General features: G+C 48.5%; 22 protein-coding genes and 1 pseudogene. 13 read left to right on the top strand and 10 right to left on the bottom strand.

The genetic code is table 11. The annotated features are described in order from the left end of the window. Positions 1–112 precede the first annotated feature (112 nt). From cdd to LPW36_RS06415, 3 genes and pseudogenes are all read right to left on the bottom strand, one after another. Positions 113–508, bottom strand: coding sequence for a cytidine deaminase (gene cdd / locus LPW36_RS06425; RefSeq protein ID WP_230608684.1), 396 nt, complete (start codon positions 506–508; stop codon positions 113–115). Positions 509–550: 42 nt separating this feature from the next. After that, positions 551–1,852, bottom strand: coding sequence for a pyrimidine-nucleoside phosphorylase (locus LPW36_RS06420; RefSeq protein WP_230608683.1), 1,302 nt, complete (start codon positions 1,850–1,852; stop codon positions 551–553). A gap of 65 nt (positions 1,853–1,917) precedes the next feature. Beyond that, positions 1,918–3,206 (bottom strand): annotated as a pseudogene (locus tag LPW36_RS06415) (NupC/NupG family nucleoside CNT transporter). A 275-nt stretch (positions 3,207–3,481) separates the two neighbouring features. Here LPW36_RS06415 and deoC point away from each other — a divergent pair. The 4 genes from deoC to deoD all read left to right on the top strand — a co-directional run bounded on the left by deoC (position 3,482) and on the right by deoD (position 6,987). Continuing rightward, on the top strand, positions 3,482–4,159 hold the full coding sequence (gene deoC / locus LPW36_RS06410; RefSeq protein WP_230608682.1) for a deoxyribose-phosphate aldolase: 678 nt from the start codon (positions 3,482–3,484) through the stop codon (positions 4,157–4,159). A 16-nt stretch (positions 4,160–4,175) separates the two neighbouring features. Then, the gene (deoR, locus tag LPW36_RS06405) at positions 4,176–4,940 is read left to right on the top strand and encodes a DNA-binding transcriptional repressor DeoR (RefSeq protein WP_230608681.1); all 765 of its coding nucleotides are present in this window, start codon (positions 4,176–4,178) and stop codon (positions 4,938–4,940) included. Between the two features lie 69 nt (positions 4,941–5,009). Beyond that, positions 5,010–6,233: a phosphopentomutase gene (gene deoB / locus LPW36_RS06400; protein WP_230608680.1), complete on the top strand. Its 1,224-nt coding sequence runs from the start codon at positions 5,010–5,012 to the stop codon at positions 6,231–6,233. Positions 6,234–6,273: 40 nt separating this feature from the next. Then, entirely contained in the window at positions 6,274–6,987 is a 714-nt protein-coding gene (gene deoD / locus LPW36_RS06395) for a purine-nucleoside phosphorylase (RefSeq protein ID WP_230608679.1), read from the top strand. A gap of 53 nt (positions 6,988–7,040) precedes the next feature. Here the strand turns inward: deoD and LPW36_RS06390 are convergent, their stop codons facing one another. Next, the gene (locus LPW36_RS06390; protein ID WP_230608678.1) at positions 7,041–8,486 is read right to left on the bottom strand and encodes an MFS transporter; all 1,446 of its coding nucleotides are present in this window, start codon (positions 8,484–8,486) and stop codon (positions 7,041–7,043) included. Positions 8,487–8,644: 158 nt separating this feature from the next. Here LPW36_RS06390 and LPW36_RS06385 point away from each other — a divergent pair, with 158 nt between their 5' ends. Continuing rightward, positions 8,645–9,577, top strand: coding sequence for a LysR family transcriptional regulator (locus LPW36_RS06385; protein WP_230608677.1), 933 nt, complete (start codon positions 8,645–8,647; stop codon positions 9,575–9,577). A 70-nt stretch (positions 9,578–9,647) separates the two neighbouring features. On the opposite strand, the gene LPW36_RS06380 is transcribed toward LPW36_RS06385, so the two are convergent. Then, entirely contained in the window at positions 9,648–10,049 is a 402-nt protein-coding gene (locus LPW36_RS06380) for a hypothetical protein (protein WP_230608676.1), read from the bottom strand. An 81-nt stretch (positions 10,050–10,130) separates the two neighbouring features. Here LPW36_RS06380 and LPW36_RS06375 point away from each other — a divergent pair, with 81 nt between their 5' ends. Beyond that, positions 10,131–10,460 (top strand): hypothetical protein, encoded by a 330-nt coding sequence (locus LPW36_RS06375; RefSeq protein WP_230608675.1) that lies wholly within the window; start codon positions 10,131–10,133, stop codon positions 10,458–10,460. A gap of 283 nt (positions 10,461–10,743) precedes the next feature. Here the strand turns inward: LPW36_RS06375 and fdhD are convergent, their stop codons facing one another. Next, positions 10,744–11,523, bottom strand: a complete 780-nt coding sequence (gene fdhD, locus LPW36_RS06370; RefSeq protein WP_420844735.1) for a formate dehydrogenase accessory sulfurtransferase FdhD — start codon at positions 11,521–11,523, stop codon at positions 10,744–10,746. Between the two features lie 405 nt (positions 11,524–11,928). Between fdhD and fdnG the strand changes: the two genes are divergently transcribed. The 7 genes from fdnG (at position 11,929) to darG (ending at position 20,067) form a co-directional block, all read left to right on the top strand. Beyond that, positions 11,929–14,982 carry a formate dehydrogenase-N subunit alpha gene (gene fdnG / locus LPW36_RS06365; protein WP_230608673.1) on the top strand — a complete coding sequence of 1,018 codons (3,054 nt, stop codon included), beginning with the start codon at positions 11,929–11,931 and terminating at the stop codon, positions 14,980–14,982. Positions 14,983–14,994: 12 nt separating this feature from the next. Further along, complete coding sequence (gene fdxH, locus LPW36_RS06360; protein WP_230608672.1) at positions 14,995–15,888, top strand: formate dehydrogenase subunit beta; 894 nt, start codon at positions 14,995–14,997, stop codon at positions 15,886–15,888. Further along, on the top strand, positions 15,875–16,516 hold the full coding sequence (gene fdnI, locus LPW36_RS06355; RefSeq protein ID WP_268991536.1) for a formate dehydrogenase-N subunit gamma: 642 nt from the start codon (positions 15,875–15,877) through the stop codon (positions 16,514–16,516). The genes fdxH and fdnI overlap by 14 nt, the downstream gene beginning before the upstream one ends. Beyond that, positions 16,509–17,426 (top strand): formate dehydrogenase accessory protein FdhE, encoded by a 918-nt coding sequence (gene fdhE, locus LPW36_RS06350; RefSeq protein ID WP_230608671.1) that lies wholly within the window; start codon positions 16,509–16,511, stop codon positions 17,424–17,426. Before fdnI ends, fdhE begins: the two co-directional genes overlap by 8 nt. 342 nt (positions 17,427–17,768) lie before the next feature. Further along, entirely contained in the window at positions 17,769–18,344 is a 576-nt protein-coding gene (locus tag LPW36_RS06345) for a DarT ssDNA thymidine ADP-ribosyltransferase family protein (protein ID WP_230608670.1), read from the top strand. 2 nt (positions 18,345–18,346) lie between these two features. Further along, positions 18,347–19,003, top strand: coding sequence for a type II toxin-antitoxin system toxin DNA ADP-ribosyl transferase DarT (gene darT / locus LPW36_RS06340; protein ID WP_230608707.1), 657 nt, complete (start codon positions 18,347–18,349; stop codon positions 19,001–19,003). After that, on the top strand, positions 19,000–20,067 hold the full coding sequence (gene darG / locus LPW36_RS06335; protein ID WP_230608669.1) for a type II toxin-antitoxin system antitoxin DNA ADP-ribosyl glycohydrolase DarG: 1,068 nt from the start codon (positions 19,000–19,002) through the stop codon (positions 20,065–20,067). Before darT ends, darG begins: the two co-directional genes overlap by 4 nt. A gap of 113 nt (positions 20,068–20,180) precedes the next feature. Here the strand turns inward: darG and LPW36_RS06330 are convergent, their stop codons facing one another. The 4 genes from LPW36_RS06330 to LPW36_RS06315 all read right to left on the bottom strand — a co-directional run bounded on the left by LPW36_RS06330 (position 20,181) and on the right by LPW36_RS06315 (position 25,902). Then, a complete protein-coding gene (locus LPW36_RS06330; protein ID WP_230608668.1) occupies positions 20,181–21,254 on the bottom strand; it encodes an ABC transporter ATP-binding protein in 1,074 nt (357 codons plus the stop codon). Next, positions 21,247–23,016, bottom strand: a complete 1,770-nt coding sequence (locus tag LPW36_RS06325; protein WP_230608667.1) for an ABC transporter permease — start codon at positions 23,014–23,016, stop codon at positions 21,247–21,249. Before LPW36_RS06325 ends, LPW36_RS06330 begins: the two co-directional genes overlap by 8 nt. Before the next feature lie 72 nt (positions 23,017–23,088). Next, positions 23,089–24,174 carry an ABC transporter substrate-binding protein gene (locus tag LPW36_RS06320; protein ID WP_230608666.1) on the bottom strand — a complete coding sequence of 362 codons (1,086 nt, stop codon included), beginning with the start codon at positions 24,172–24,174 and terminating at the stop codon, positions 23,089–23,091. 663 nt (positions 24,175–24,837) lie between these two features. Further along, on the bottom strand, positions 24,838–25,902 hold the full coding sequence (locus LPW36_RS06315) for an NAD(P)-dependent alcohol dehydrogenase (RefSeq protein ID WP_276574009.1): 1,065 nt from the start codon (positions 25,900–25,902) through the stop codon (positions 24,838–24,840). Positions 25,903–26,041: the final 139 nt, after the last annotated feature.

Raw genomic sequence — 26,041 nt, 5'->3', positions numbered from 1 at the left:
CCAACTGCCAACTGCCAACTGCCAACTGCCAACTGCCAACTGCCAACTGCCAACTGCCAACTGCCAACTGCCAACTGCCAACTGCCAACTGCCAACTGCCAAGGGCACTGCGTTAACTTAGGTCTTCTGGCCCAAACGAGTAAGGTAGTAGCTCGGCTATCGACGTATGCTTTACTTCACCCTTCATATTGACCATCAAAACCGGCATATCTTGGGCGCAAAATTCGTTAATCACCTGACGGCAGGCGCCACAAGGGGAGATTGGGCCTTCGGTATCGCCGATGATGACCAGCTTTTTAAACTGACGCTGGCCTTCTGATACCGCTTTGAATATGGCCGTTCTTTCTGCGCAGTTGGTTAAACCATAGGAGGCATTCTCAACGTTACAGCCGAGAAATACCTGATTGTTATCCGCAAGCAGCGCCGCCCCAACGGCAAAGTTAGAGTAGGGGCTGTAGGAGGACTGGTGGGCTTTTTTAGCCAGTTCAATCAGTTCATTATCAGTCATAGTCATTTCCTTGTGATAAAAGATGGTAGATAACCCGGTGGATTACTGAGTAATGACCGTATGAATCAGCTTTGGAGCCTGCCCGTGTTCGGCAATCGCGATACTGTTATAGATCTTATCCATCACGCCGGAAACCTCTTGTCGGTTAGCATAAATGGTTACCAGTGAATCACCGGCCTTAACGCTATCACCCACTTTCTTATGCAGCATCAGCCCAACGGCTAAATCAATATCGTCTTCTTTCGTGGCCCGGCCTGCACCTAACAGCATAGCGGCAACGCCAATTTCATCGGCGATAATATTTGCTACTACGCCAGAGGTTTTCGCAGGTACTTCAATTTTGAATTTCGCCTGAGGTAATCTTTCCGGATGGTCAACAACCGAGGCATCACCCCCCTGATTGGCTAAAAACTCTCTGAATTTCTCCAGTGCTTTACCATTGTTAATCACTTCAAGCAGCATCTGGCGGGCTTCCTCCAGGGTTTTGGCTTTTTTGGCTAACACCACCATTTGGCTGCCTAATACCAGCGTTAGCTCCGTCAGATCCGCCGGGCCTTTGCCCTTTAGCGTATCAATGGCCTCCTGAACTTCCAGCGCATTACCGATGGCAAAACCAAGCGGCTGCGACATATCGGAAATTACCGCCATAGTATGCCGACCCACATTGTTACCAATGCGCACCATCGATTTGGCTAACGCAATGGCATCTTCATCGGTTTTCATAAATGCGCCAGCGCCGGTTTTCACATCCAGTACAATGGCATCGGAACCTGCGGCAATCTTTTTGCTCATAATCGAGCTGGCGATAAGTGGAATCGAGTTGACGGTGCCGGTAACGTCCCGCAGGGCATACATCTTTTTGTCTGCCGGCGTTAAATTACCCGACTGACCAATAACCGCCACTTTATGGCGATTAACCAAATCGATAAATTCATCTTTATTGATTTCAATATGAAAACCTTTCACTGACTCCAGCTTATCCAGAGTACCGCCGGTATGCCCCAGGCCGCGGCCAGACATCTTCGCTACCGGAATATCAAGGGCTGCAACTAACGGAGCCAGTACCAGCGTGGTGGTATCGCCAACGCCACCGGTTGAATGTTTATCCACTTTAATACCGTCAATAGCCGATAAATCAATGGTGTCACCAGAGTTCACCATCGCCATGGTCAGGTCTGCACATTCGCGATCGCTCATATCCTGAAAGTAGATTGCCATCATCATTGCGCTGGCCTGATAGTCAGGAATAGAACCTTCGGTATAACCTTTGATGAAGAATTCAATTTCTTGGGCGGAAAGTTCTTTGCCGTCGCGCTTTTTGGCGATCAGATCAACGATTCTCATAGTATTTACCTTCTTATTGAGTAAACCGGCGAATGGCGCCGGTTCAAATTGTTCAAATGTCGTTATTAGTGGTGAACCAGCCCGACGATGGCAGCGCTCAGGAAGCTAACTAATGTTGCACCATACAGCAGTTTCAAACCAAAGCGTGATGCTACATTCCCCTGTTGCGGGTTCAGCGCTTTAATTGCGCCGCTGATAATGCCAATAGAGGAGAAGTTGGCAAAAGAGACCAGAAACACAGAAACAATAGCTTTGCTGTGTTCAGAGAACAGCAAAGTCCCGTTGTCTAAACCCTGCTTCAGTTGGTCCATCGCCACAAACTCGTTACTCACCAGCTTGGTTCCCATCAGACTACCGGCGCTAACCGCCTCATCCCATGGAATACCCACTAAAAAGGCTAACGGTGAGAACACATACCCCAGGAAATCCTGGAAAGAGATACCAAACAAATAGCTGAAGATTGCGTTAATCATGGCGATGATGGCGATAAAACCAATCAGCATTGCGCCAACAATAATGGCAACTTTGAAACCGTCGAGGATATATTCTCCCAGCATTTCAAAGAAACTCTGCTTCTCTTCTGCAACCACCTCCAAAACATCTTCCTCAGGATCGACCCGATAAGGGTTAATCATGGAAGCAATAATAAATCCACCAAACAGGTTTAAGACAATAGCGGTAACCACATACACCGGATTTAACAGCGTCATATAAGCACCGACGATGGACATGGAAATGGTCGACATGGCCGAAGTACAGAGCGTGTAAAGGCGATGCTGTGGAAGAAAACCCAATGATTTTTTTACGGAAATAAAAACTTCAGACTGGCCAAGAATGGCAGAAGCAACGGCATTATAAGATTCCAGCTTGCCCATGCCGTTCACTTTACTTAATAAAATACCAATACCTTTAATGATCATCGTCAGAAATGACTGACTTAAAAAAGAAGCGGACTGGTTACTCTTAATTAAACCAATCTTTCTTAATAAAGTACTAAGAATAATAATTACCCGGCTCGGTAGATGAATATATTGCATTATCCCGATAAGTGCAGAAATAAAAACGATAGGCATTAATACCATGATAAAAAACGAAAATTTATTTTCGTTTAGTAAGCCGCCAAAAACGAAATTCGCACCCTCTGCCGCATATTTTAATAATTTATCAAAAATAGTGGCAATTCCCCCAATCAGTGTACTGCCACCAGTAGTATTCAGCAGCAGAAAGGCCAATAATAATTGCAGGCCAAGCATAATAAAAATATAAGGATATCTGACTTTTTTCGGTTATTACTGGCTAAGAGTGCCAGAGCTAAAATAACAATAATACCTGCTATTCCAATAAGATATTTCACAGAATACTCCGTAATTCGCGATAGCCAATGCTACAGATAGAATAAACACTGAGATACATTTTCATCACGAATGAAAATTGAGATCTCAGTATTAATATGGTCTATTGTTTGCGGAGTAACATTAATTATTCATTAATGTTTTTACTGTGACATTAATCCCAATATGAAAATATCAATATTATTGATTTTAATGATTTTGTGTGATGTTATTTAAATAACATTTTTCGTTATGCAGACGAAATACTCCTGTCAGATTGAATGGAAAAGGTAAAACAATGAGTCAATCAATACGTTATGAGCAATATATTGATCATACATTGCTGGCAATGAATGCGACGGCGGAACAAATTATTCAGGTTTGTCGCGAAGCGCGTGAATATCACTTTTTTGCCGTCTGTGTTAATTCGGGTTATGTGCCATTAGTGAGCGCTCAATTAGCCGGAACTTCGGTAAAAGTGTGTAGTGTTATTGGTTTTCCGTTAGGTGCTTGCCTGACGCCGGTGAAAGTATTTGAAGCTAAATCGGCAATAGAACTTGGAGCACAAGAGATCGATATGGTCATCAATGTGGGCTGGCTGAAAAATGGTTGGATTGATGATGTAACGACGGATATCAGGGCGGTTAAATATGCCTGTGGTAACACGACGCTGAAAGTGATTCTGGAAACTTGCTTACTTAGCGATGAAGAAATCGTTAAGGTTTGCCAAATTTGCCGCGATTTGCAGGTGGATTTCGTTAAAACCTCTACCGGATTCAGTAGCGGTGGCGCAACGGTTGAACATGTGTCACTGATGCGTAACACTGTCGGGAAGAAGATGGGCGTTAAAGCATCCGGTGGTATACGTTCACGAGAAACCGCCACCCTGATGATTAATGCTGGCGCCACTCGAATCGGTACCAGCTCGGGCGTAAGTATTGTGTCGGGGCAGGCTGGCGAGAAGAAAGATTACTAACCTGACAGGAGTACCAATGAGCAGTCGTCGGACGGAGCGAATATATAAACTTACCCAGATTTTAAAAGATACCGATAAGGTCTATGTACGTGATGCGGCTCAACAGCTGAATGTGTCAGAAATGACCATTCGCCGCGATCTGAATGCAGAACCCTCATCGCTGATATTACTGGGTGGATATATTGTTACCGATCCAAAGGTGAATGGCGTTAATCAATATTTCTTCTGTGAACAGCAATTTAAGAATATTGATGAAAAGCGCTATATAGGCCAACTGGCTGCTCAACTGATTAATGATGATGAAGTCATACTTTTTGATTCGGGCACTACCGTGCCGTTTATTATTGAAAGTATTCCGGATGAGCGCTGTTTTACCGGTATCTGTTATTCATTAAATACGTTTATGGCCCTACAGGAAAAGCCGAATTGTAAGGTGATTTTGTGCGGGGGTGAATTTAAAACCAGTACTCATATTTTTACCACCGTTGGTGGTCATAACGAACTGCATTATCTACGCCCCCACAAAGCATTTATTTCTGCTGCCGGTGTTTCATTAACCCAGGGTGTCACCACCTTTATTCTTGATGAAATTACTTTAAAGACGCAGGCAATGGCGGTGGCGTCGCAAAGTATTCTGGTTGCCGATCATAATAAGTTTGAACAGGTGAGGGTAGGGCGTTTTGCTTCTCTGGATGCCTTTACCTGTGTGGTAACCGATTGCCAGCCTGACAGCGACTGGCAGCACTATTTTAAACAGCAGGGAACCCGACTCCTGTTCTAACAGGAAGCTCCTCTGCCATACGGCTGGTTTTGCCAAAACGCCAGTGACGACTATCTGAAGGATATAAGCATGAAACGTGTTTTTATTATGGTTCTCGATTCGTTTGGTATTGGCGCTACGCGAGATGCTGATAAATTTGGTGATGTGGGAGCAAACACACTGGGGCACATTGCTCAGGCCTGCCAGCAGGGTCGTGCAGATATTGGGCGCAGCGGCCCGCTCGCGTTACCTAATCTGAATCAGTTGGGCTTGGGTAAGGCCAATGAGCAGGCTTCAGGTGAGTTTCCCCCAGGGCTGGATCCACGGGCAGAAATCATTGGAGCCTATGGCTATGCGGAAGAGCTCTCTTCCGGTAAAGACACCCCATCCGGCCACTGGGAGATTGCCGGTGTGCCGGTCTTGTTTGACTGGGGTTATTTCAGCGATGTGAACAATAGCTTCCCGCCTGAACTATTACAAAGGCTGGTAGAGCGGGCGAAACTGCCGGGCTATTTGGGTAATTGCCACGCCTCGGGCACCGCCATTCTGGAGCAGCTGGGGGTTGAGCACATGAAAACCGGCAAACCGATTTTCTATACTTCCGCAGATTCGGTATTCCAAATCGCCTGTCATGAAGAGACCTATGGTCTGGAAAACCTCTATCAGTTGTGTGCATTGGTGCGTGAAGAATTGACGCAAGGTGGCTATAACATTGGCCGGGTTATTGCCCGCCCTTTTGTTGCCGATAAACCGGAGAACTTCAAACGTACCGGTAATCGTCACGACTATGCGGTAAAACCACCGTCACCTACGGTACTGAACAAACTGGTGGACGAGAAACAAGGTCAGGTGATCTCGATTGGTAAGATTGCCGATATTTATGCGGATGAAGGTATTACCAAAAAGGTTAAAGCCACCGGTATCGATGAGCTGTTTGACGCCTCGCTGCGGGAAATCAAACAGGCGGGTGATAACACCATTGTATTTACCAACTTTGTTGATTTTGACTCTTCTTACGGCCATCGCCGTGATATTGCTGGTTATGCCGCCGCGCTGGAACATTTCGATCGCCGCCTGCCGGAAATGCTGTCGCTAATAGGGGAAGATGACTTGCTGATTCTGACTGCCGATCACGGCTGTGACCCTAGCTGGAGCGGTAGCGATCATACCCGGGAGCATATTCCGGTATTGGTATATGGCTCGAAAGTGAAACCCGGCCCGCTGGGGCTACGGCATACGTTTGCGGATATCGGACAAACGGTAGCGAAGCACCTGAATCTGTCGGCGATGGATTACGGCAAAGCACTATTTTAATCATATTAACCAGTTAACCACTTTGTGAAAGGAAACGGATATGGCAACGCCACATATTAATGCTGAACCGGGTGATTTTGCTGATGTTGTATTTATGCCCGGCGACCCGCTCAGGGCCAAACATATTGCAGAAACCCTGTTACAGGATGCGCGATTAGTCACCGATGTCAGAAATATGCTGGGCTATACCGGCACCTATAAGGGGCGGCGCGTTTCCGTGATGGGGCACGGCATGGGGATCCCTTCCTGCTCCATCTATACCAAAGAGCTGATTACCGAATATCAGGTGGATAAGATTATTCGTATTGGCTCCTGTGGGGCTTTGCTGCCGCAGGTAAAAGTGCGGGATATCGTGATAGGAATGGGAGCCAGCACCGACTCCAACGTCAATCGTATTCGCTTTAAGGGCCATGATTTCGCCGCCATTGCCGACTTTGATTTATTACGCCATGCGGTGGCAGCAGCGGAGGCGAAGCAGGTTCCGGTTCACGTTGGCAACATATTCTCTGCCGATCTGTTCTATAACCCGGACCCGCAGATGTTTGACGTAATGGAAAAATATAACATTCTGGGTATCGAGATGGAGGCGGCGGGTATTTACGGCGTGGCCGCAGAGTATGGCGCTAAAGCGCTGTGTATCTGTACCGTATCCGACCATATTCGTAGCGGTGAAGCGCTGTCATCGGAACTGCGTCAGACATCGTTTAATCAGATGGTAGAAATCGCCATGGATTCGGTGCTGTTAGGGGACTAATGGCTCAAACATCTGGCTTTATTGAGTGTGATAAAGCCAGATATTGGCTGAATTCAGGTGTTCTTTTCACTGCGGTTAATATTGCGCATATAGCTGATAGTAATGGCTAATAGCGTCGCCGCTACCGCGACCCAAAGGCTTAATCTGACCGCCTGTGCTTCCTGTAACGCCAGTTTTAGCGGCTCGCTGCCGGATTGGGCGTAAGCCGATAAAATGGCACCCACAAACGCCGCCCCCAGACACTGGCCGAAAGTCCGCATGATCGCCAGCACCCCGGATGCATAACCGCTGTTTTCACGGGAAGCATTCGACAGCATTTCCCGATTATTCGGGCTTTGAAAACAGCCAAAGCCAATACCACACAACAAACTGCGCGCGCCAATATTCCATTCCTGCGCATGAGCGGGTAACAGCGCCAGCAGCACAAGCCCAATGGCAAACAGACAGAGTCCGACGGTAGAAATAATGGCTGCCGGATAGCGGTCCGCCAGTCGCCCTGCGTAAGGTGCCGCCAGAATAATACCAATTGGCCAGGGGGTAAAAAGCAGCGCGGATACAAATGCGCTGTAGCCATAAACGCTCTGGAATAAGAACGGCAGCGCAACAAAGGTAATCCCCTGACTGACAAAAGAGGCCAGCGAGGTTAACGCCGCCAGCGAGAACCGCGAAGAGGCGAACATCCCCAGAGGGAGCAGAGGCTTGGGCGCACGGCGCTGACGCCAGATAAAGGCCAGCCCGGTAACAATCGCGATGAGTCCGTAGGCCGCAGAGGTTATCAGTGGACTAAATGAATATTCCACCCCCTCAGGGCGTGAAAAAGCCCCCGCCGCCATGATAAGCGCGCCTAACATCATGGCAGACAGCACCGCTCCGGCAATATCGAATGGCTCCCGCGTGGTAGTTCGTTTACCGGGAATAATCCGCAGGGTAAGCACCACGGCAATAATGCCCAGCGGAATATTAATGGCAAACAGCCACTGCCAGCTCAGGGTAGATAAGATAGTACCACCAAGAACCGGCGCAATGGCGGTGCTGGCGGCAACCAGTAAGGCATTCAGTCCCAGTATTCGCCCCAGCAGCCGATTGGGAAAAATAGATCGTAAGATTGCCGGGCCAATACTTAATGTTGCCGCACCACCAATGCCCTGCAATATGCGCATAACTATCAACATTTCCAGCGATGACGAAAAGGCGCAGCCCACCGATGCCAGCGTAAACATGCTTAAACCAATGGCAAACAGCGTGCGAAAGCCAATCTGGCTGGCAATGGCGGCAAATATCGCCAGCGTCATCGCTGCCGAGAGCAGATAACCATTAGAAACCCAGACCGCATCGCTGGAGGAAACCCCTAACGCCCGTGCGATTTGCGGCAGGGCGATGTTAATCATCGAACCATCGAATACGGCCATGGTGGTCATGGTCATGACTGCCACCATGGCTAAACAACGTTCACGGCCGGGAAGCCCTTCATCCCCTGGCTGGTCAGAAAATAATTCCATACGGGAGTTACCCATTGTTAATGCCACGCTGGCTGGTTAGTTGAGATTAGTTCAGGAAATATAACCGCGTTGGAGATAGGGCGGAAGATGCAACATTTGCATTGATAACCTGCACCAGACGCCTTCTCTTATTCATCCGCCCGGAGTACTATGCCAGTATGACTGAACCCGATCTTAACTTACTCATTGCGCTGGATGTGCTTCTTGCAGAAGGGAGCGTGGCTGGCGCTGCCCGTCGTTTGGGGTTAAGCGCATCGGCAATGAGCCGAACCCTCAGCCGACTTCGAGCCACCACCGGCGATCCTCTATTGGTTCGGGCCGGGCGCCATATGGTGTTAACTCCTTATGCTGAACAGATACGTGGGCGTACACAGAATGCCCTGTTTGAAGCGCAGTCTTTACTCCGTCCCTCTTCATCAGCGTTGGATTTATCCTCGCTGGAACGAACCTTTACCATTCGGGCTAACGATGGTTTTGTGGAAGCCTTCGGCGCTTCACTGATTGCCGCCGCTGCGCAGGTCGCTCCTCTGGTGTGCCTGCGTTTTGTCGCCAAGCCAGAGAAGAGTTCCCGATATTTGCGCGAAGGGCTGGTGGATCTTGAGATCGGTGTTTTGGGGGCAATGGGGCCGGAAATCCGTTTGCAGGCGCTATTCAGAGACAGGTTTGTAGGCGTGGTGAGAAAGAGGCATCCTCTTGAGCAGGAAGCGAAGGTTACCGTCGAACAGTATATTGCTTTCGGGCATGTGGTGGCTTCCCGCCGTGAGCATATTAGCGGGCCGGTGGATGAAGCGCTGGCGGAATCAGGTTTAAAGCGCAAGGTTGCTGCTGTGGTTCCCAGTTTTCCTGCGGCACTGACGGTGGCGAAGGCATCGGATCTGGTGGCGCTGGTTCCGGCTTCTTTTCTGATTAATCAGTCAATGACCGGGGCGACAGCCACACTCAGTGCTTTTGAGCTGCCGGTAAAAACCAAAGGCATCACGGTGTCGCAGATGTGGCATCCTCGGGCAGAGGTGGATGCGGGGCATCGTTGGTTGCGGGGGGTGGTGTTGGGGGTTTGTCGGGGGTGGGTGTACTTACACACTCACCTTTAAATACAGTAGTAGTTACACATAATTATTTATAAGTTCTCTTTTCCTCACACGTGATAGGCTATCCACTATTTTAGTTAAGCCATGATTTGAATGTGTATCGTACTTTTGCTTCTTCTTCTGACATTCCCGTGTAAGGAAAAAACTTTGAGAAGTTTGGGGTGATTGTAGGTTTTAAGCACTTCAAATATGCTTTTTGTTTGTTCTCATAAGTTGGAATACTCCCCCACTCCCTAACTCTGTTCAATTCTATATTGCTTGTGGCAATGGCGGGAAACTCTAAAAGAAAGTGGTGAAACTCAATTATCAGGTGATCAATCAGGCTGATAGAGTATTCAGTGATGTCAACATAGCCAGCACAAAGTTTCTTTCCGAGGATTAGCTGAGTTTGACCAAGTGATAATGTCTCTTCATAGTTTGAAATCTTTTCTTTGACTTGCTCGCTAAGTTCGTTTCTGAAGCGAAGTAGACCCATTACTTCATTGTAGTTCTTGAACACTACCACCCGAGTTTAGCGTCTCGAGTGTTATCAAATTTTTTTACTCGGAGTACTAAAATGACTAACACCTTTACCGAAACCACCCCCGACACCTCAATCACCATCCTCCGCACCCTAATCGCCGATCTACAATACACCCAACTCAGCGACATCGAACTACACGACCTCAGCAGCATCGCCGCCGAATCCATCGAAGGGCTATGCCACGGGCTGTTATATACAGGAGAGTCACTGGAAAACGGAATTCAAACCCAACCACAAAACCTCGGGCAAATCGGCGCATGGCTAAAAGCCTCCGCCCATATCATTCCCATACTGCTTGAACTATACGAACAATCAACCACCCAGCTATTTCAGATGCAAAACCAAAACCTGAATCACGGTTAATCAATACGAAAAAGGGATAGCCATAGCTATCCCTTAAATGAAAAAACAAAGTTTGCAGTTTGTAAGTTGAGAATTAAAACTTAAATGAAGCCAATTAAAACTTAAACAAAGCCAAACGGAGGGAGAGCTTTCCGTTGGGGTCGACTTGGCGTAAGCCAACGAAGCGCCCCTAGGAAAGGTAGGCCCGACGCACTCTGCACTCGAGTACAAATTGTCTCCCGGCCGAGCACATTGTGAATACGAACATATTTGTTATTACGGCCGGAATACCCACAAGATCAAATCAAATCCCCATCACCCTCTCCGGACACGTATAAACCGTCGCCCGCCCCGGCTTACTAAACCCCACCAACGTCAAATTACACTCTTCCGCCACCTTCACCGCCAGCGACGTAGTCGCCGACACCGCAAACAAAATCTCCACCCCACACATCGCCGCTTTCTGCACCATCTCATAGCTGGCCCTGCTGGAAACTAACACCGCACCCTGCTGCCAACCCTGCTTCGCCCGCACGCCCAACAGCTTATCCAGTGCCACATGACGACCCACATCCTCACAGCCGCCCAGCATCTGCCCTTCAGGAGAGACCCAACCGGCAGCATGAGTACAACCGGTCAACTGACCCACGATCTGCACCTTATTAAGCTGCGGTAGCACGCCATCCAACAAACTCAGATCAAACTGCTGAGTAAACGGCAACGGCTTAAGCGGCCGTAAAACCTCACCCAACTGCTCAACGCCACATACTCCACAGCCGGTGCGCCCGGCCATGGCACGACGCCGCTCCTTCAACCCGACAAAACGACGGGTAGCCAGTTCAATCTCCACTTCAATGCCGTTGCAACCGTTGCTGATATCAATCCCGTAAATTTCCTGTGGCGACTCGATAATTCCTTCCGCCAGAGAAAACCCAATCGCAAATTCTTCCAGTTCTTTTGGCGTAGCCATCATCACCACATGAGCGATACCGTTATAGCTCAATGCAACCGGAACCTCCTCTGCAACCCAGTCTGGCTCTGGCGTGTTTAAAGCGTTGTGTCGACGCACGGTGAGCTGCTTCACACCAACAACAGATTGAGAACAGTCGTTTTGCACAGGATTATCGGTTTTCACGTATAGACCTTCAAATATTGGGGGCTTGATGAATATTATTTTCGGGTTAACATTAGAGGTACAAATGCAACGAAAATAGCCAACAAAAAGTTAATTTTTGTAACATTTACGAGATGGATCAAGTTAATCACCATTCTATCTTCGTACAATAATAATGTCTTTATTGGTTAGTTGGAACAACTGGCGCATCAGGTGAAAAAGACAGTCTATTGGTTATATTTTTTCTTTTTTGGTTCGATTTGCTAAGAAAGCAGTAACAAATTGCTAAATAATCCTTAAGCAAGTGACCGGCAAAGTGTTTGTACGTGAATTTATTCGAGCAATGTAACAGTAATAAGAAAAAAGGAGAAAACCATGCAGGTCAGCAGAAGGCAGTTTTTTAAAATCTGCGCTGGCGGTATGGCAGGTACAACGGCAGCAGCGCTGGGGTTCACCCCCTCGATGGCGCTGGCAGAGACGCGTAGCTATAAGCTGCTGCGGGCTCAGGAAACACGTAATACCTGTACCTACTGTTCGGTGGGATGTGGGCTGTTAATGTACAGCATGGGTGATGGTGCCAAAAATGCCAAAGCCAGTATCTTCCACATTGAGGGAGATCCGGATCATCCGGTCAACCGTGGCGCGCTTTGTCCTAAAGGGGCAGGGCTTATCGATTATGTTAACAGCGCAAGTCGCCTGAAATATCCGGAATATCGTGCCCCCGGCTCTGACAAATGGCAGAGAATCAGTTGGGACGATGCCTTTACCCGTATCGCCAAATTAATGAAGGCAGACCGGGACGCAAACTTCCAGCAAACATCGGCAAGTGGCGTAACCGTCAACCGTTGGTTAACTACCGGATTACTCGCTGCCTCTGCTTCCAGCAATGAAAATGGTTTACTGACTCAGAAATTTTCGCGGGCGCTCGGTATGCTCGCGGTTGATAACCAGGCGCGCGTCTGACACGGACCAACGGTAGCAAGTCTTGCTCCAACATTTGGTCGCGGTGCGATGACCAACCACTGGGTTGACATCAAAAACGCAAACCTCGTCGTCGTGATGGGCGGTAACGCAGCCGAAGCGCACCCGGTAGGATTCCGCTGGGCAATGGAAGCGAAAATCCATAACAACGCCAAGCTGATCGTCATCGATCCACGCTTTACCCGCACGGCCTCCGTTGCCGATTTCTACACGCCTATTCGTTCCGGTACTGATATTGCGTTCCTGTCAGGGGTTATCCTTTACCTGATGGAAAACAACAAGATCAATGCGGAATATGTGAAGGCTTACACCAACGCCAGCCTGCTGGTGCGTGAAGACTTTACCTTTGAAGACGGGCTGTTCAGCGGTTATGACGCAGAAAAACGTCAGTATGATAAAACCACCTGGAACTATCAGGTTGGTGAAGACGGCTTCGCCAAACGCGATCCGACGCTGACCGACCCAAACTGCGTATGGAACCTGCTGAAAAAACACGTCAGTCGCTATACCCCTGAAGTGGTCAGTAATATCTGTGGTACGCCGCAGGATGACTTTATCAAAGTGTGTGAACTGATTGCTGAAACCAGCGCCGTTGATAAAACCACCTCGTTCCTGTACGCCCTGGGATGGACTCAGCACTCCGTTGGTGCTCAGAACATCCGTACTATGGCCATGATTCAACTGCTGCTGGGTAACATGGGTATGGCTGGCGGCGGGGTTAACGCCTTACGTGGTCACTCCAACATTCAGGGCCTGACCGACCTTGGCTTACTATCACAGTCCCTGCCGGGCTATCTGACCTTACCGTCAGAAAAACAGCCAACGCTGCAAACCTATCTGGATGCCAACACGCCGAAAAAAGCGCTGGCGGATCAGGTGAACTACTGGGGTAACTATCCGAAATTCTTTATCAGCATGATGAAGAGCTTCTATGGTGATAAAGCCCAGAAAGAGAACGATTGGGGCTACGACTGGTTGCCGAAATGGGATCAGGGCTACGACGTTCTGAAGTATTTCGAAATGATGGATCAGGGCAAAGTGAATGGCTATATCTGCCAGGGCTTTAACCCGGTGGCTTCATTCCCGGATAAAAATAAAGTTGTTCGTTCACTGTCTAAACTGAAGTATCTGGTTACCATCGACCCGTTGAACACTGAAACCGCAGAGTTCTGGCAAAATCATGGTATGCAAAACAACGTGAAACCAGCGGAAATCCAAACCGAAGTGTTCCGTCTGCCTTGTACCTGTTTCGCTGAAGAAGATGGTTCTATCGTTAACTCCGGTCGCTGGTTGCAGTGGCACTGGAAGGGCGGCGAAGCACCGGGAGAAGCCAGAACCGACGGCGAAATCCTGGCCGGTCTGTTATTCAAAATCCGTGAGCTGTACGCACAGGATGGCGCGAATGCCGTTGCTGCAGAGCCGCTGATGAATATGACCTGGAACTATCTGGAGCCAATGCATCCTCAGTCAGAAGAGATGGCGAAAGAGTCTAACGGCCGTGCTCTGGCAGATATCACCGATGCCACCGGCAAAGTGATCCTCAAGAAAGGCCAACTGCTCGATAGCTTTGCCCAACTGCGGGATGACGGTACCACCTCCAGCGCCTGCTGGATTTATACCGGTAGCTGGACGGAAGCTGGTAACCAAATGGCCCGTCGCGATAACTCTGACCCGTCCGGTTTGGGTAATACGCTGGCATGGTCATGGGCGTGGCCGCTTAACCGCCGTATTCTGTACAACCGTGCATCAGCGGATGTTCAGGGTAAACCATGGGATCCAAAACGTAAGCTGATCGAATGGGATGGTGCTAAGTGGACAGGTATCGATGTTCCTGACTATAGCGCTGCACCTCCGGGCAGTGACGTAGGTCCGTTTATCATGCAAAACGAGGGCATGGGCCGTCTGTTTGCTACCGATAAAATGGCCGAAGGTCCATTCCCTGAGCACTACGAGCCGTTTGAAACACCAATCAGCACTAACCCGCTGCATAAAGACGTGATCTCTAACCCGGCGGCCCGCGTATTTAAAGCGGATCTGGCCAATATGGGATCGGCGAAAGACTTCCCATACGTGGGTACCACCTATCGCTTAACGGAGCACTTCCACTACTGGACCAAGCACTCCGTACTGAACGCCATTACTCAGCCAGAGCAGTTTATTGAAATCGGTGAAGGTCTGGCTCAGGCGAAAGGTATTCAGCACGGTGATATGGTGAAAGTCAGCTCTCAGCGTGGCTATATTGAAGCCAAAGCGGTAGTGACCAAACGTATCCGCACCCTGAAAGTTAACGGTCAGGATGTGGAAACCGTCGGAATTCCGATTCACTGGGGATTTGTCGGCGTAGCCCAAAAAGGCTATCTGGCTAACACCCTGACACCGTTCGTCGGTGATGCCAACACGCAAACGCCAGAGTACAAGGCGTTCCTGGTTAACGTGGAAAAGGTGTAACGGAGAGAAAATATGTCAATGCAATCTCAAGACATTATTAAGCGTTCCGCCACCAACGCTTTGACGCCGCCTCCACAGGTGCGTCATCACCAGGAAGAAGTGGCGAAGCTGATTGACGTTACCACCTGTATCGGCTGTAAAGCCTGTCAGGTGGCCTGTTCAGAGTGGAACGATATTCGTGATGAAATCGGTCATAACGTGGGTGTCTATGACAACCCGGCAGACCTGACCGCCAAATCATGGACCGTGATGCGTTATTCTGAAGTGGAAGAAAACGGCAAGTTGGAGTGGCTGATCCGTAAAGACGGCTGTATGCACTGTAGCGACCCGGGCTGTCTGAAGGCCTGCCCGTCTGCGGGTGCGATTATTCAGTATGCCAACGGTATCGTTGACTTCCAGTCAGAGCACTGTATCGGTTGTGGCTACTGCATCGCCGGTTGTCCGTTCAACGTTCCTCGTCTGAATAAAGAGGATAATCGGGTGTACAAATGTACCCTGTGTGTCGATCGGGTAACCGTAGGTCAGGAACCTGCCTGTGTGAAAACCTGTCCAACTGGTGCCATTCACTTTGGTACCAAAGAGGCAATGATTCAGCTGGCAGAAGAGCGAGTTGCCGAGCTGCACACCCGCGGCTATGACAACGCAGGTCTGTACAACCCGGCAGGCGTTGGTGGTACGCACGTAATGTATGTGCTGCACCACGCAGACCGTCCTGAGCTGTATCACGGCTTACCGAAAGATCCGGTCATCAGCCCGGTGGTTGGCTTCTGGAAAGGCGTTCTGAAACCGCTGTCAGCAGCCGCATTTGTTGCCAGCTTCGCAGGCCTGATTTATCACTACATCGGCGTTGGGCCGAACAAAGTAGATGAAGACGATGACGAGGAGGATCATCATGAAGAAAAATAAGATGATTAAACGAGTCTCGTTTATCGATCGAGCGTGTCACTGGACAGTGGTCATCTGTTTCTTTCTGGTGGCGCTGTCGGGCATTGCGATGTTCTTCCCGACCCTGAGCTGGTTAACGCAGACTTTTGGTACACCGCAGATGGGGCGTATTCTGCACCCGTTCTTTGGCGTGCTGATTTTCTGTGTGCTGGTACTGATGTTTTTCCGCTTTGTGAAACACAACATCCCGAAGAAAGAGGATATCAGTTGGTTTGTCCATATTGTTGATGTACTGAAAGGCAAAGAGCATGAAGTGGCTGACGTGGGTAAATATAACCCGGGTCAGAAGGCGATGTTCTGGAGCATTATGGGGTTAATCCTTGTTTTGCTGGTAACCGGCGTGATTATCTGGCGTCCTTACTTTGCTGAGTTCTTCCCGATATGGGCTATCCGCTTAGGTTTAATGCTCCATGCCGTAGCGGCGATCGTACTGATCCACGCTATCCTTATCCATATTTATATGGCATTCTGGGTAAAAGGTTCTATTACCGGGATGATAGAAGGCAAGGTCAGCCGCAAGTGGGCCGCCAAACATCATCCTCGTTGGTATCGTGAAGTTGTAGCCGAGGAAGAAAAAAAGAATGAGTAGTATCCGCATCGTCTCCCCGGACGAAGTGGCAAAAACGGCGGGAGCAATTCCGCCGTTGTTATTTGCCAATTTAAAGAGTCTCTATTCCCGTCGTGCTGAACGCCTGCGTCAGTTGGCTGAAAACCATCCGTTAGGCGATTACCTGAAGTTTGTTGCAACGGTGGTGGATGCTCAGAGCCATGCTCAACACGATCATCCGTTAAAAATTGACCTCTCCGAGACGCTGAACATCTCGGCGGCCACCGGAAATCCTCCGCTGTCGGTGAAGTATTTCCCGCGCACTCAGCACTGGCAACAGCTGCTGTCGGCGATTATCGCCGAGCTGGAGCCGGAAGCGCCGGAGCACGTGTTACCGGTTCTGGAATCGCTGAAGAAGATGGGCACTCAGGAGCTGGAAAACCTGGCCACTGACCTGCTAACCGGTGAAATCGGTAAAGTGGGCAGCGATAAAGCGCCATTCCTGTGGGCGGCTCTGTCGGTTTACTGGGCGCAAATGGCGACTCAAATACCGGGCAAGGCTCGTGCTGAATATGGTGAAGGCCGCCATAACTGCCCAATCTGCGACAGCGCACCGGTTGCCAGCATGGTTCATATTGGTACGGAAGCCGGGTTACGCTACCTGCATTGCAGCCTGTGCGAAAGCGAATGGCATATGGTGCGGGTGAAGTGCTCCAACTGTGAACAAACCGGTAAGTTAAATTACTGGTCGCTGGACAGTGAGAATGCCCCGGTTAAAGCTGAAAGCTGTGGCGACTGTGGAAGCTATCTGAAGATTCTGTATCAGGAGAAAGATCAGTACGTTGAGCCGGTGGCCGATGATTTAGCCTCGCTGGTGCTGGACGCCAGGGTAGAGGAAGAGGGTTTCGCCCGCAGCGCGGTGAATCCGTTCCTGTTTCCTTCGGGAGAATAGCTAGCTTTCTGATATATACTAAAAACAAACAGTGGGTGTTTTTCTATAATGCCCACTGATTTGTTGATGTCTATTTTGTAATACATTCCTATAATCAAGAATTGATTTAATCATTACATAAATTCTTCGCCCATTCCTTGTTGAAATATTTATACCATCTTACTGATTGTTATCATTTGTGTAGGTAATGTCAGGCCATATTCAATGCTTTTAATAGTCAGGCTATTTTCTGGTAAAGTAATTACCAATTCTGCTGGATAAATCTAAGTATCTTAAACCTATAGTAGGATAATGTAGAAATCGTTAATCAGAACATCTGGTTAGTAGAAAGGAATCAAGTATATGGCTGACATTCGTACACAACAATTTCTTTATCACTTGACCGATATAAACAATTTGAGAAGCATTTTTGCCGAAGGATTAAAACCACGTAGTCTTTTACACGATTTTTCAGATGTTGCCGATCCCGATATTATATCGTTACGCCGAACTCGGAAATTAGAGCAATATGTCCCTTTTCATTTCTTTGCCAGAAACCCCTTTGATGGGAGGGTGTCTATTAACAATAGAGATAAAGTGTTTGTACTTATCACCGTTCATCGGAACCATGCGCAAGTTAATAATTGGCGGATAATTCCCAGGCACCTCTTGTCAGGAAGTCATATTACTTTATTAAATTATGACGAGGGAATGGCAGAAATTGATTGGAATACAATGAATCGGCGAGCTTATGATGATGATGAATGTAAGTGTGTTTGTATGGCTGAATGTTTATCTCCAGATATTGTATCTGTTAATGATTTCCACAGCATTTATGTTCCTGATAGTAAAACAGAAAAAATCGTCCTTGCTTTAAAGCAGGAATATAAGTTGAACGTGTTTATCAATAATAATTCGCATATGTTTCTTGGAACTTAATGATGGCTTATGATTATAGTGGCAGTCTCAATCCAGAAAAAGCGTTGATTTGGCGTATTGTCCATCGAGACAATATACCATGGCTATTGGATAACGGATTGCATTGTGGCCATAGTTCTGTACATACAGGCAATTGGATTAATATTGGGAATCCGGAACTGATCAATAAGAGGGCTATGCATCGAGTACCCGCTGGTATGGGAGGCATGTTACATGATTATGTACCGTTTTATTTTACTCCCTTCTCTCCTATGCTGATGAATATTCATAGTGGGCATGGAGGAATTAAACAACGGCCTAATGAAGAGGTGGTGATTTTGGTTAGCAGTTTACATGATGTGGCTGCACAAAATGTCCCTTTTGTGTTTACAGATAGTCATGCTTACTACAATTGGGCAAACTATTATACAGATTTAGTCGATTTGCACAGAATTGACTGGCGTATATTACAAACTCGGGATTTCCGACGGAACCCGGAAGACCCTGCCAAGTTTGAGAGATATCAGGCAGAAGCTTTGGTCTACAAGCACCTCCCGATCTCATTGCTGGGTGGGATGGTGTGTTACAATGATGATGTAAAAGTTCAATTAGAATTCTGGTTATCACAACGTAATTTGAAAATGCCCGTCTATGCTCGGGCAGGGTGGTATTTCTCATGATTAAATATACACAAGGCAATTTGCTGGATGCACCTGTAGAAGCATTGGTGAATACGGTTAATACCATGGGGATCATGGGTAAAGGTATTGCTCTCATGTTTAAAGAGCGCTTTCCTAATAATATGAAGGCATATGCTCTTGCTTGCAAACAGCAGCAGGTAACTACAGGAAAGATGTTTATTACCGAAACGGGGGAATTGATGGGGCCACGCTGGATTGTTAATTTCCCAACTAAACAACATTGGCGTGCAGATTCCAAAATTGAATGGATTGAAGAAGGTTTACAAGACTTACGTCGTTTTCTACTCGAAGAACAGGTAAGTTCTATTGCCATTCCTCCTCTGGGGGCGGGGCATGGTGGCCTGGCATGGTCAAGTGTTAGAGTAGAAATTGAAAATGCACTTGCTGACCTTCATGATATTGATATTTTTATCTATGAACCAACAAAAAAGTATCAGAATGTTGCCAAAAGTAGCGGCGTAAAAAAACTAACACCAGCCAGAGCAATGATTGCTGAACTGGTACGACGTTATTGGGTTCTGGGTATGGAATGTAGTTTGTTAGAGATTCAGAAACTAGCATGGTTTCTGCAGCGAGCTATTGATTTGCACCATCAGGAAGATGTGCTGAAGTTGCATTTTGAATCTCATTATTATGGACCATATACACCTAATCTAAATCATTTACTCAATGCATTGGACGGTAGTTATCTTAAATCGGAGAAACGCATACCGGATAGCCAACCTCTAGATGTTATTTGGTTCAACGATCGAGAAAAAGATCATATAAATACCTATTTACATACAGAGGCTAAGGCATGGTTGCCAGCACTTGAGCAGGTGAGTGAGCTTATTGATGGTTTTGAGTCTCCATTTGGTATGGAACTGTTGGCAACTGTTGATTGGCTGTTGACCCGTGAAAACTGTAAACCCACACTGATTTCAGTTAAAGAAGGGGTAAGACGATGGCCAGCAGGTGAACGCTGGGCTTGCCGAAAGCTTGAACTATTTGATGATAATAGTTTGCAATTTGCGATTGATCGTGTGATGACGTTTCATAGTTAAAGATAAAATATTAATTTAGAGTCATTCATACAAAACACTCCTGATATATTTTTATTTAAATGGCTCGTAAAAATACGAGCCATTTAATCAGTATAAAAAACTACATACAACGACTACCCCGGAAATATCCACACCTGATCCGCAGGCATCGAGAGCCGACAGTGGCTGCCGCTGGCAGGTTTAGTGGTGCCGAAAGCCCGCAATACCGGAGAGTCTTCATTAGACTCACGGAACAGATATTCCCAGTGGCTGCCAAGGTACATACCGGTAAGCAGCGGCAGTTCCAGGCTGTTTTGTTCAGTGGCATCGTTGAGTTTCACCTGCTCAACGCGGATCACCGCGGTGACGTTTTGCCCGACTTTCAGCACGCCTCCCGGCTTGCCCCATAGCTTCCAGCTGTTTCCCTGAATGCAGGCGTAGTCACCAGCAAGTTCAGCAACATGACCATACAGCCGGTTGTTGCTGCCCATAAATTCAGCGCTGAACAGGGTGGATGGCGTAGAGTACATCTCCTGAGGCGTGCCCTGTTGCTCAATCACACCGTTATTCAGCAGCAGAATACGATCGGAGATTGCCATGGCTTCATTCTGATCGTGAGTCACCATCAGCGCTGAGAGCCCTAAATCAACAATCAGACTGCGCAGGAACACCCGCGCCTCTTCACGCAGCTTGGCATCCAGATTGGAGAGCGGTTCATCCAGCAGTAGCACCGGCGGGTTATAAACCAGTCCCCGACCAATAGCGACCCGCTGTTGCTGCCCGCCGGATAGCTGGTGAGGGTAACGCTGGCCTAAGTGACCCAGCCCCAACTGGTCCAATACTGCCTGAACCCGCTGTTTTATTTCGGCGGTTGGGGTTTTACGTAGCTTAAGTGGATAAGCAATATTGTCGAAAATGGTCATATGGGGCCACAGGGCATAAGACTGGAAAACCAGCCCCAGATTGCGCTCTTCCACCGGGATTTCCTGATGGGTGGTGCCGTCATACACCACCCGATCCCCAATGATAATACGACCCTGACAGGGCGCTTCTAACCCGGCGACGGCACGTAATAACGTGGTTTTCCCACTGCCCGATGGACCAAGCAGGGTGACAACCTCGCCTTTTTTCAGCTGCATCGAAACCCCTTTTAATACCGGGTTAGTGCCGTAATTTAGATGCAGACTCTCTACAGTGAGTTCAGTCATTGAGTTTTACTCCAAAACGCAGTGCAATGCCTAAGCCGAACATGACTAAAACAATATTGATAAATGACAGGGCGGCGACGATATCGACGGCACCCGTAGCCCACAGGGAAACCAGCATTGAACCGATGGTTTCTGTGCCCGGAGATAGCAGGTACACACCGGTTGAATACTCCCGCTCAAAGATCAGGAACATCAGCAGCCAGGAGCCAATCAGGCCATAGCGCGCCAGCGGCACGGTAATCTGCCGGGTAACCTGACTGCGTACTGCTCCGGTACTGCGAGCCGCTTCTTCCAGCTCTGCACCCACCTGTAACAGAGCTGAGGAGATCAGCCGCAGGCCATAGGCCAGCCATACCACGGTATAGGCTAACCAGACGCTGAAGATGGTATTACGGGTTGCCCGCATCCAGACAATAACGTTATCCCGGATCCATTGAGCGCCGGGCAGAACTGACATATAACCGTCCGCCAGTGACTTATCCATCCACATTGGGGTGAACAGGAATACCCATAAGAAGGCCAGACCGGCCAGTATTCCCGGCACTGCCCGTGGAATCAGCACGCTATAGTCGAGAAAACGGGTCGTGCGATCCGGTTTACGGTGCATCGCCAGACTAATAAAGGTATAGCAAATGACTGCCAGCGCCCCGCCGAATACGCCGATGGCTACTGAGTTGATAATGGCCCGAATCAGATTTGGCTGTGAGAACACGGTGCGGAAGGTATCCAGTGAGAGCTGATCGAACAGCGAAACCCCCACCCCCCAGTTAGAGACAAACGCGCGCAGCAATATGCCGGTGAGCGGTACGAAAATAGTCACAATCAACCATAAGATAACCACGGCAGCCGATACCCAGCGCCATTTGCCCAACGGCAGCACATGAGCCTGTGACGCTTTGCCTTTTACCGTGACAAAGCGGTTGGCGGTACGCATTAAGCGGCGCTGTAGCATGATTAGCGGAATGGTAATACTGATCAACACTACCGCGACCACCGCCATCAAATGGTAAGAAGGAATGCCCAGTTTGTTGGTCAGTTTGTATAAGTAGGTTGCCAGCACTAGGTTACCTTCAGGATCTCCCAACACTAACATCAGGCCAAACACTTCCAGACCGAGGAAGAACAGCAATACCGTCGCGTACAGAATCGCCGGTCTGACCATTGGCAGGCTAACGGAAATCATCACGCGAAACGGTGAAGCACCGGAAATACGCGCAGCCTCTTCCACATCGGAACCCATATTGCGTAATGCGGAGGAGATATACAGATAGGCGTGTGGCACATGCATCAGACCGGCAATAATGATAATGCTGGTCATGGAGTAGATGTTCCAGGGCACAAATCCAAACAGATCCTGCATCCACAGAGAGAAGAAGCCAACCGGACCGGCGGCAACCACATAGCCAAAACCTAATACCATAGGGGAGACAAACACCGGTACCAGAATCATGGGTTCTATCCAACGACGACCCGGCAGATCGCTTCTGACAATCAGAAACGCCAGAATACCACCTAGAGGAATAACAATGACCACCAGCCCGATAGCCAGAATAAATCCGCTTTTCAGCGCTTTATAAAAATCCGGATCGTCAAACACGAAGCGGTAGGCATCGAGGCTGAAAGTTTTGTCAGGAACAAAAAAAGGAGCAGACAGAAAGCTTTGGGTGACAATAAGCGCTAAGGGGCCATAGATAAACAGTGCCGTTAGCATCACTACTACACCGCGCGGCAAACTCTGCTTTATTTTGCGCAACGAGTACATGATAAAACCCTGTAGAAAAGAGAAGGGTTAACGGCAAGAGCATCATGGCTCCTGCCGTTAGAGTCTTTGTTATTATTTACCGGTGACAGAACGCCATTTTTTCAGGTAGTCCAGACGCTTATTCTGCTCCAGGTACTCCAGCAGCGTTTCATTAACCGGAATCGGTTTCAGTGAACTACCCAGTAATTTGGTGGTACCCGCTACGTCGTTATCACCGCTGATATCGTCGCGGATAGAGGTGATATTGGCCTGATTGGCAACAATATCCTGACCTTTTTGTGACAACAGGTAGTCCAGCCACAGTTTGGCGGCGTTAACGTTTTTCGCCTGTTTGCTGATAAAGGTCACGCGGGAAAGCACCAGGGTGTAATCCGATGGATAAGCGATACCCAGCGATGGGTCTTTAAGCGCTCGGGTTTTTGCATAAGGTTCCAGAATGTTGTAACCGATCAGGTTCTCTCCGGAAGAGACGCGTTCCAGCATAGTACCGGTTGATGACTGAACCACCATGCCAGCACTGGAGATATCTTTCAGGTGATCCCAGTACTTAGGATCGTTTTTCATATCTTCAACCGAGAGCATAAAGCCAAGAGCAGATTTTTCAATGTCATAGGTGGTGACTTTGTTTTTAAATTTGTCCGACTGACTTTTCACTAACTCGCCCAGCGCCGCGTGAGACTTCGGAATTTCATCTTCTTTAATCAGGCGCTTGTTATAGATGAATACCAGCGGCTCATAGGTAGTGCCATAGGCGGTGTCTTTCCATACCGCCCAGGTCGGAATTTTACCGGCTTCTGGTGATTTATAAGTTAAGGCATAGTCGGTAGCCAGCTTCAGCCCGGTATCCATAGCAGAACTCCAGACAACATCGCCGCTGCCGCTGGATGATGCTTGCTCGCTGATATAACGGTTATACAGTTCGGTACTGTTCATATCATTATATTCAACGGTGATGTTTGGGTAGAGGGTTTCGAACCCTTTAATAATCGGTGCGGCGGCGGCGGTATCGGTGGTGGAATAGATCACCACTTTGCCTTCTTTATTCGCGGCATCGATGATTTTTTGGTAGTCGGCAGGGTAGTTTTCAGGGGCAGCCAGAGCGGAACCAACGGACAGGGTTAGCATACTGACGATGAATAAATTTGATTTCTTGGACATGCTAGTATTCCCATTAATTATCAGGTTATAGACAAAATTAAGTATGGGTGGAAAGGGGTGGATGACAAGGTGAGGATAAGTGAATGTTAATTAAGTGTGACGAAATTCAAGTTATTGTTGTTTGGTTGTTAATTTTTGCATTGAGGGTTTGAGGGGGCGAGGGGTTTTGGGGGTGGGGGGTGTGGTTTTTATGGAGTTAATTAAGGTTTTTTATTTAACTGTTTGATAGAAAATATTTTTTTGTAGCGTTTTTTGCCAAGAGAAGGTTTCGTTCACGAATAGTGCAGCGTCCAGATTGGCAGTGGTGGGTGTGGCCGAGCAGGGAGGCATTTGGGCGAATGCCCCCCTGCACCCCCCGCGCCTTCGCACCCGAATCCAGGTCGCCTCGCGGCGACTTCCCTCCGCCTTCGTTCGGGTTTACGCACCGGCGCAGAGCCGGAGTACTCGCCTCATCCATGAGGCTCGGCCCTTTGGGCCAGCACTTCGTGCTGTTCAAAATTGCTCCTGCAATTTTGTCCGGCGTCGCTGCGCCTCGACCCGCATCCTTGCGGGTCGTGCTGGCCTCACTCAGTCGTCGGCTGAATTCCAGTGCTCCTTTGAAGGTCAGGGAATTAAGGGCCTAAAGGTCACAAACCTAAAAGAGCAAAGAATAAGGGCTGGGAATTACAGGTTTTCCGTCTCTATCGATTTCATATCAATCACAAACCGGTATTTGACGTCGCTTTTTAGCATTCGGGTGTAGGCCTGGTTGATTTCCTGAATGTTGATCATTTCTACGTCGCAGGTGATGTTGTGCTGGGCGCAGAAGTTGAGCATTTCCTGGGTTTCGGCGATGCCGCCGATCAGTGAACCGGCCAGGGTTTTGCGGCCCATGACTAATATTCCACTGTGCATCGGGGGTTCTACCGGTTCCAGCAGACCGACCAGTACGCAGGTGCCGTCGCGTTTCAGGGTAGAAAGGTAAGGGTTAAGATCGTGCTGTTGAGGAACGGTATCCAGAATGAAATCAAAGTGATTACTCACTGCCTTCATCTGGTCAGCATCGGTAGACAGTACCACGTGATCGGCACCCAGTCGGGTGGCTTCCGGAGCTTTGCTTATTGAGCGGGTGAACAGGGTGACATCAGCTCCCAACGCTTTGGCGAATTTTAACGCCATATGGCCTAAACCCCCTAAGCCAACAACTGCCACTTTATGGCCTTTGCCAATCTTCCAGTGGCGTAGTGGCGAGTAAGTGGTAATACCGGCGCACAGTAAAGGTGCTGCGGATTTCGGATCGAGTTTTTCCGGCAGGCGCAGTACAAACTTCTCGGAAACCACAATAGATTCTGAATAGCCGCCGTAAGTGATGCTGCCATCATGGCGATCTTTACCGTTGTAGGTAAAAGTGGCGATGTTCTCACAAAACTGTTCAAGGCCGTCCTGACAGGAGGCACAATGCTGACAGGAATCCACCATACAGCCAACGCCAACCCAATCTCCCGGTTTATAGTGGGTAACATTCTTACCGACGGCGGTGACCTGACCAATAATCTCATGGCCGGGAACCACCGGATAAATAGTGTTATGCCACTCATTACGGGCCTGATGGATATCGGAGTGGCAAACGCCACAGTATAAAATCTTGATAGCTACATCGTCTTCTCGCGGGTCACGACGAATGATGGCGTGAAGAGCAACCGGAGACGTAGCGGAAGTAGCAGCAAAGCTGCGAATATTCATAGTCATAGTGATTATCACCTTGTAGCGCTGACGGAATAAAAAGATGGATGAGCGGGAGTAAAGCGTGCCCCATCCATACAGCATAAAAATTATGCTGACTGCTATTAAGCGTAGCCGCCATTGGCTGATTTCACCATTTCATTGA

Source organism: Limnobaculum eriocheiris, from assembly GCF_021010575.1.
GTDB lineage: Bacteria > Pseudomonadota > Gammaproteobacteria > Enterobacterales > Enterobacteriaceae > Limnobaculum > Limnobaculum eriocheiris.
The sequence above is the reverse complement of the archived record's forward strand: the minus strand, read 5'-3'. Positions and strand labels throughout refer to the sequence as shown.

What these genes read in the sequence shown, in the direction of transcription:
- deoD (WP_230608679.1), top strand. Translation starts at nt 6,274, where the DNA reads ATGGCAACGCCACATATTAATGCTGAACCGGGTGATTTTGCTGATGTT.
- deoR (WP_230608681.1), top strand. Translation starts at nt 4,176, where the DNA reads ATGAGCAGTCGTCGGACGGAGCGAATATATAAACTTACCCAGATTTTA.
- deoC (WP_230608682.1), top strand. Translation starts at nt 3,482, where the DNA reads ATGAGTCAATCAATACGTTATGAGCAATATATTGATCATACATTGCTG.
- cdd (WP_230608684.1), bottom strand. Translation starts at nt 508, where the DNA reads ATGACTGATAATGAACTGATTGAACTGGCTAAAAAAGCCCACCAGTCC.
- LPW36_RS06380 (WP_230608676.1), bottom strand. Translation starts at nt 10,049, where the DNA reads ATGGGTCTACTTCGCTTCAGAAACGAACTTAGCGAGCAAGTCAAAGAA.
- LPW36_RS06315 (WP_276574009.1), bottom strand. Translation starts at nt 25,902, where the DNA reads ATGACTATGAATATTCGCAGCTTTGCTGCTACTTCCGCTACGTCTCCG.
- darG (WP_230608669.1), top strand. Translation starts at nt 19,000, where the DNA reads ATGATTAAATATACACAAGGCAATTTGCTGGATGCACCTGTAGAAGCA.
- LPW36_RS06420 (WP_230608683.1), bottom strand. Translation starts at nt 1,852, where the DNA reads ATGAGAATCGTTGATCTGATCGCCAAAAAGCGCGACGGCAAAGAACTT.
- LPW36_RS06390 (WP_230608678.1), bottom strand. Translation starts at nt 8,486, where the DNA reads ATGGAATTATTTTCTGACCAGCCAGGGGATGAAGGGCTTCCCGGCCGT.
- LPW36_RS06375 (WP_230608675.1), top strand. Translation starts at nt 10,131, where the DNA reads ATGACTAACACCTTTACCGAAACCACCCCCGACACCTCAATCACCATC.
- fdhE (WP_230608671.1), top strand. Translation starts at nt 16,509, where the DNA reads ATGAGTAGTATCCGCATCGTCTCCCCGGACGAAGTGGCAAAAACGGCG.
- LPW36_RS06325 (WP_230608667.1), bottom strand. Translation starts at nt 23,016, where the DNA reads ATGTACTCGTTGCGCAAAATAAAGCAGAGTTTGCCGCGCGGTGTAGTA.
- deoB (WP_230608680.1), top strand. Translation starts at nt 5,010, where the DNA reads ATGAAACGTGTTTTTATTATGGTTCTCGATTCGTTTGGTATTGGCGCT.
- LPW36_RS06385 (WP_230608677.1), top strand. Translation starts at nt 8,645, where the DNA reads ATGACTGAACCCGATCTTAACTTACTCATTGCGCTGGATGTGCTTCTT.
- darT (WP_230608707.1), top strand. Translation starts at nt 18,347, where the DNA reads ATGGCTTATGATTATAGTGGCAGTCTCAATCCAGAAAAAGCGTTGATT.
- fdnI (WP_268991536.1), top strand. Translation starts at nt 15,875, where the DNA reads ATGAAGAAAAATAAGATGATTAAACGAGTCTCGTTTATCGATCGAGCG.
- LPW36_RS06345 (WP_230608670.1), top strand. Translation starts at nt 17,769, where the DNA reads ATGGCTGACATTCGTACACAACAATTTCTTTATCACTTGACCGATATA.
- LPW36_RS06320 (WP_230608666.1), bottom strand. Translation starts at nt 24,174, where the DNA reads ATGTCCAAGAAATCAAATTTATTCATCGTCAGTATGCTAACCCTGTCC.
- fdxH (WP_230608672.1), top strand. Translation starts at nt 14,995, where the DNA reads ATGTCAATGCAATCTCAAGACATTATTAAGCGTTCCGCCACCAACGCT.
- LPW36_RS06330 (WP_230608668.1), bottom strand. Translation starts at nt 21,254, where the DNA reads ATGACTGAACTCACTGTAGAGAGTCTGCATCTAAATTACGGCACTAAC.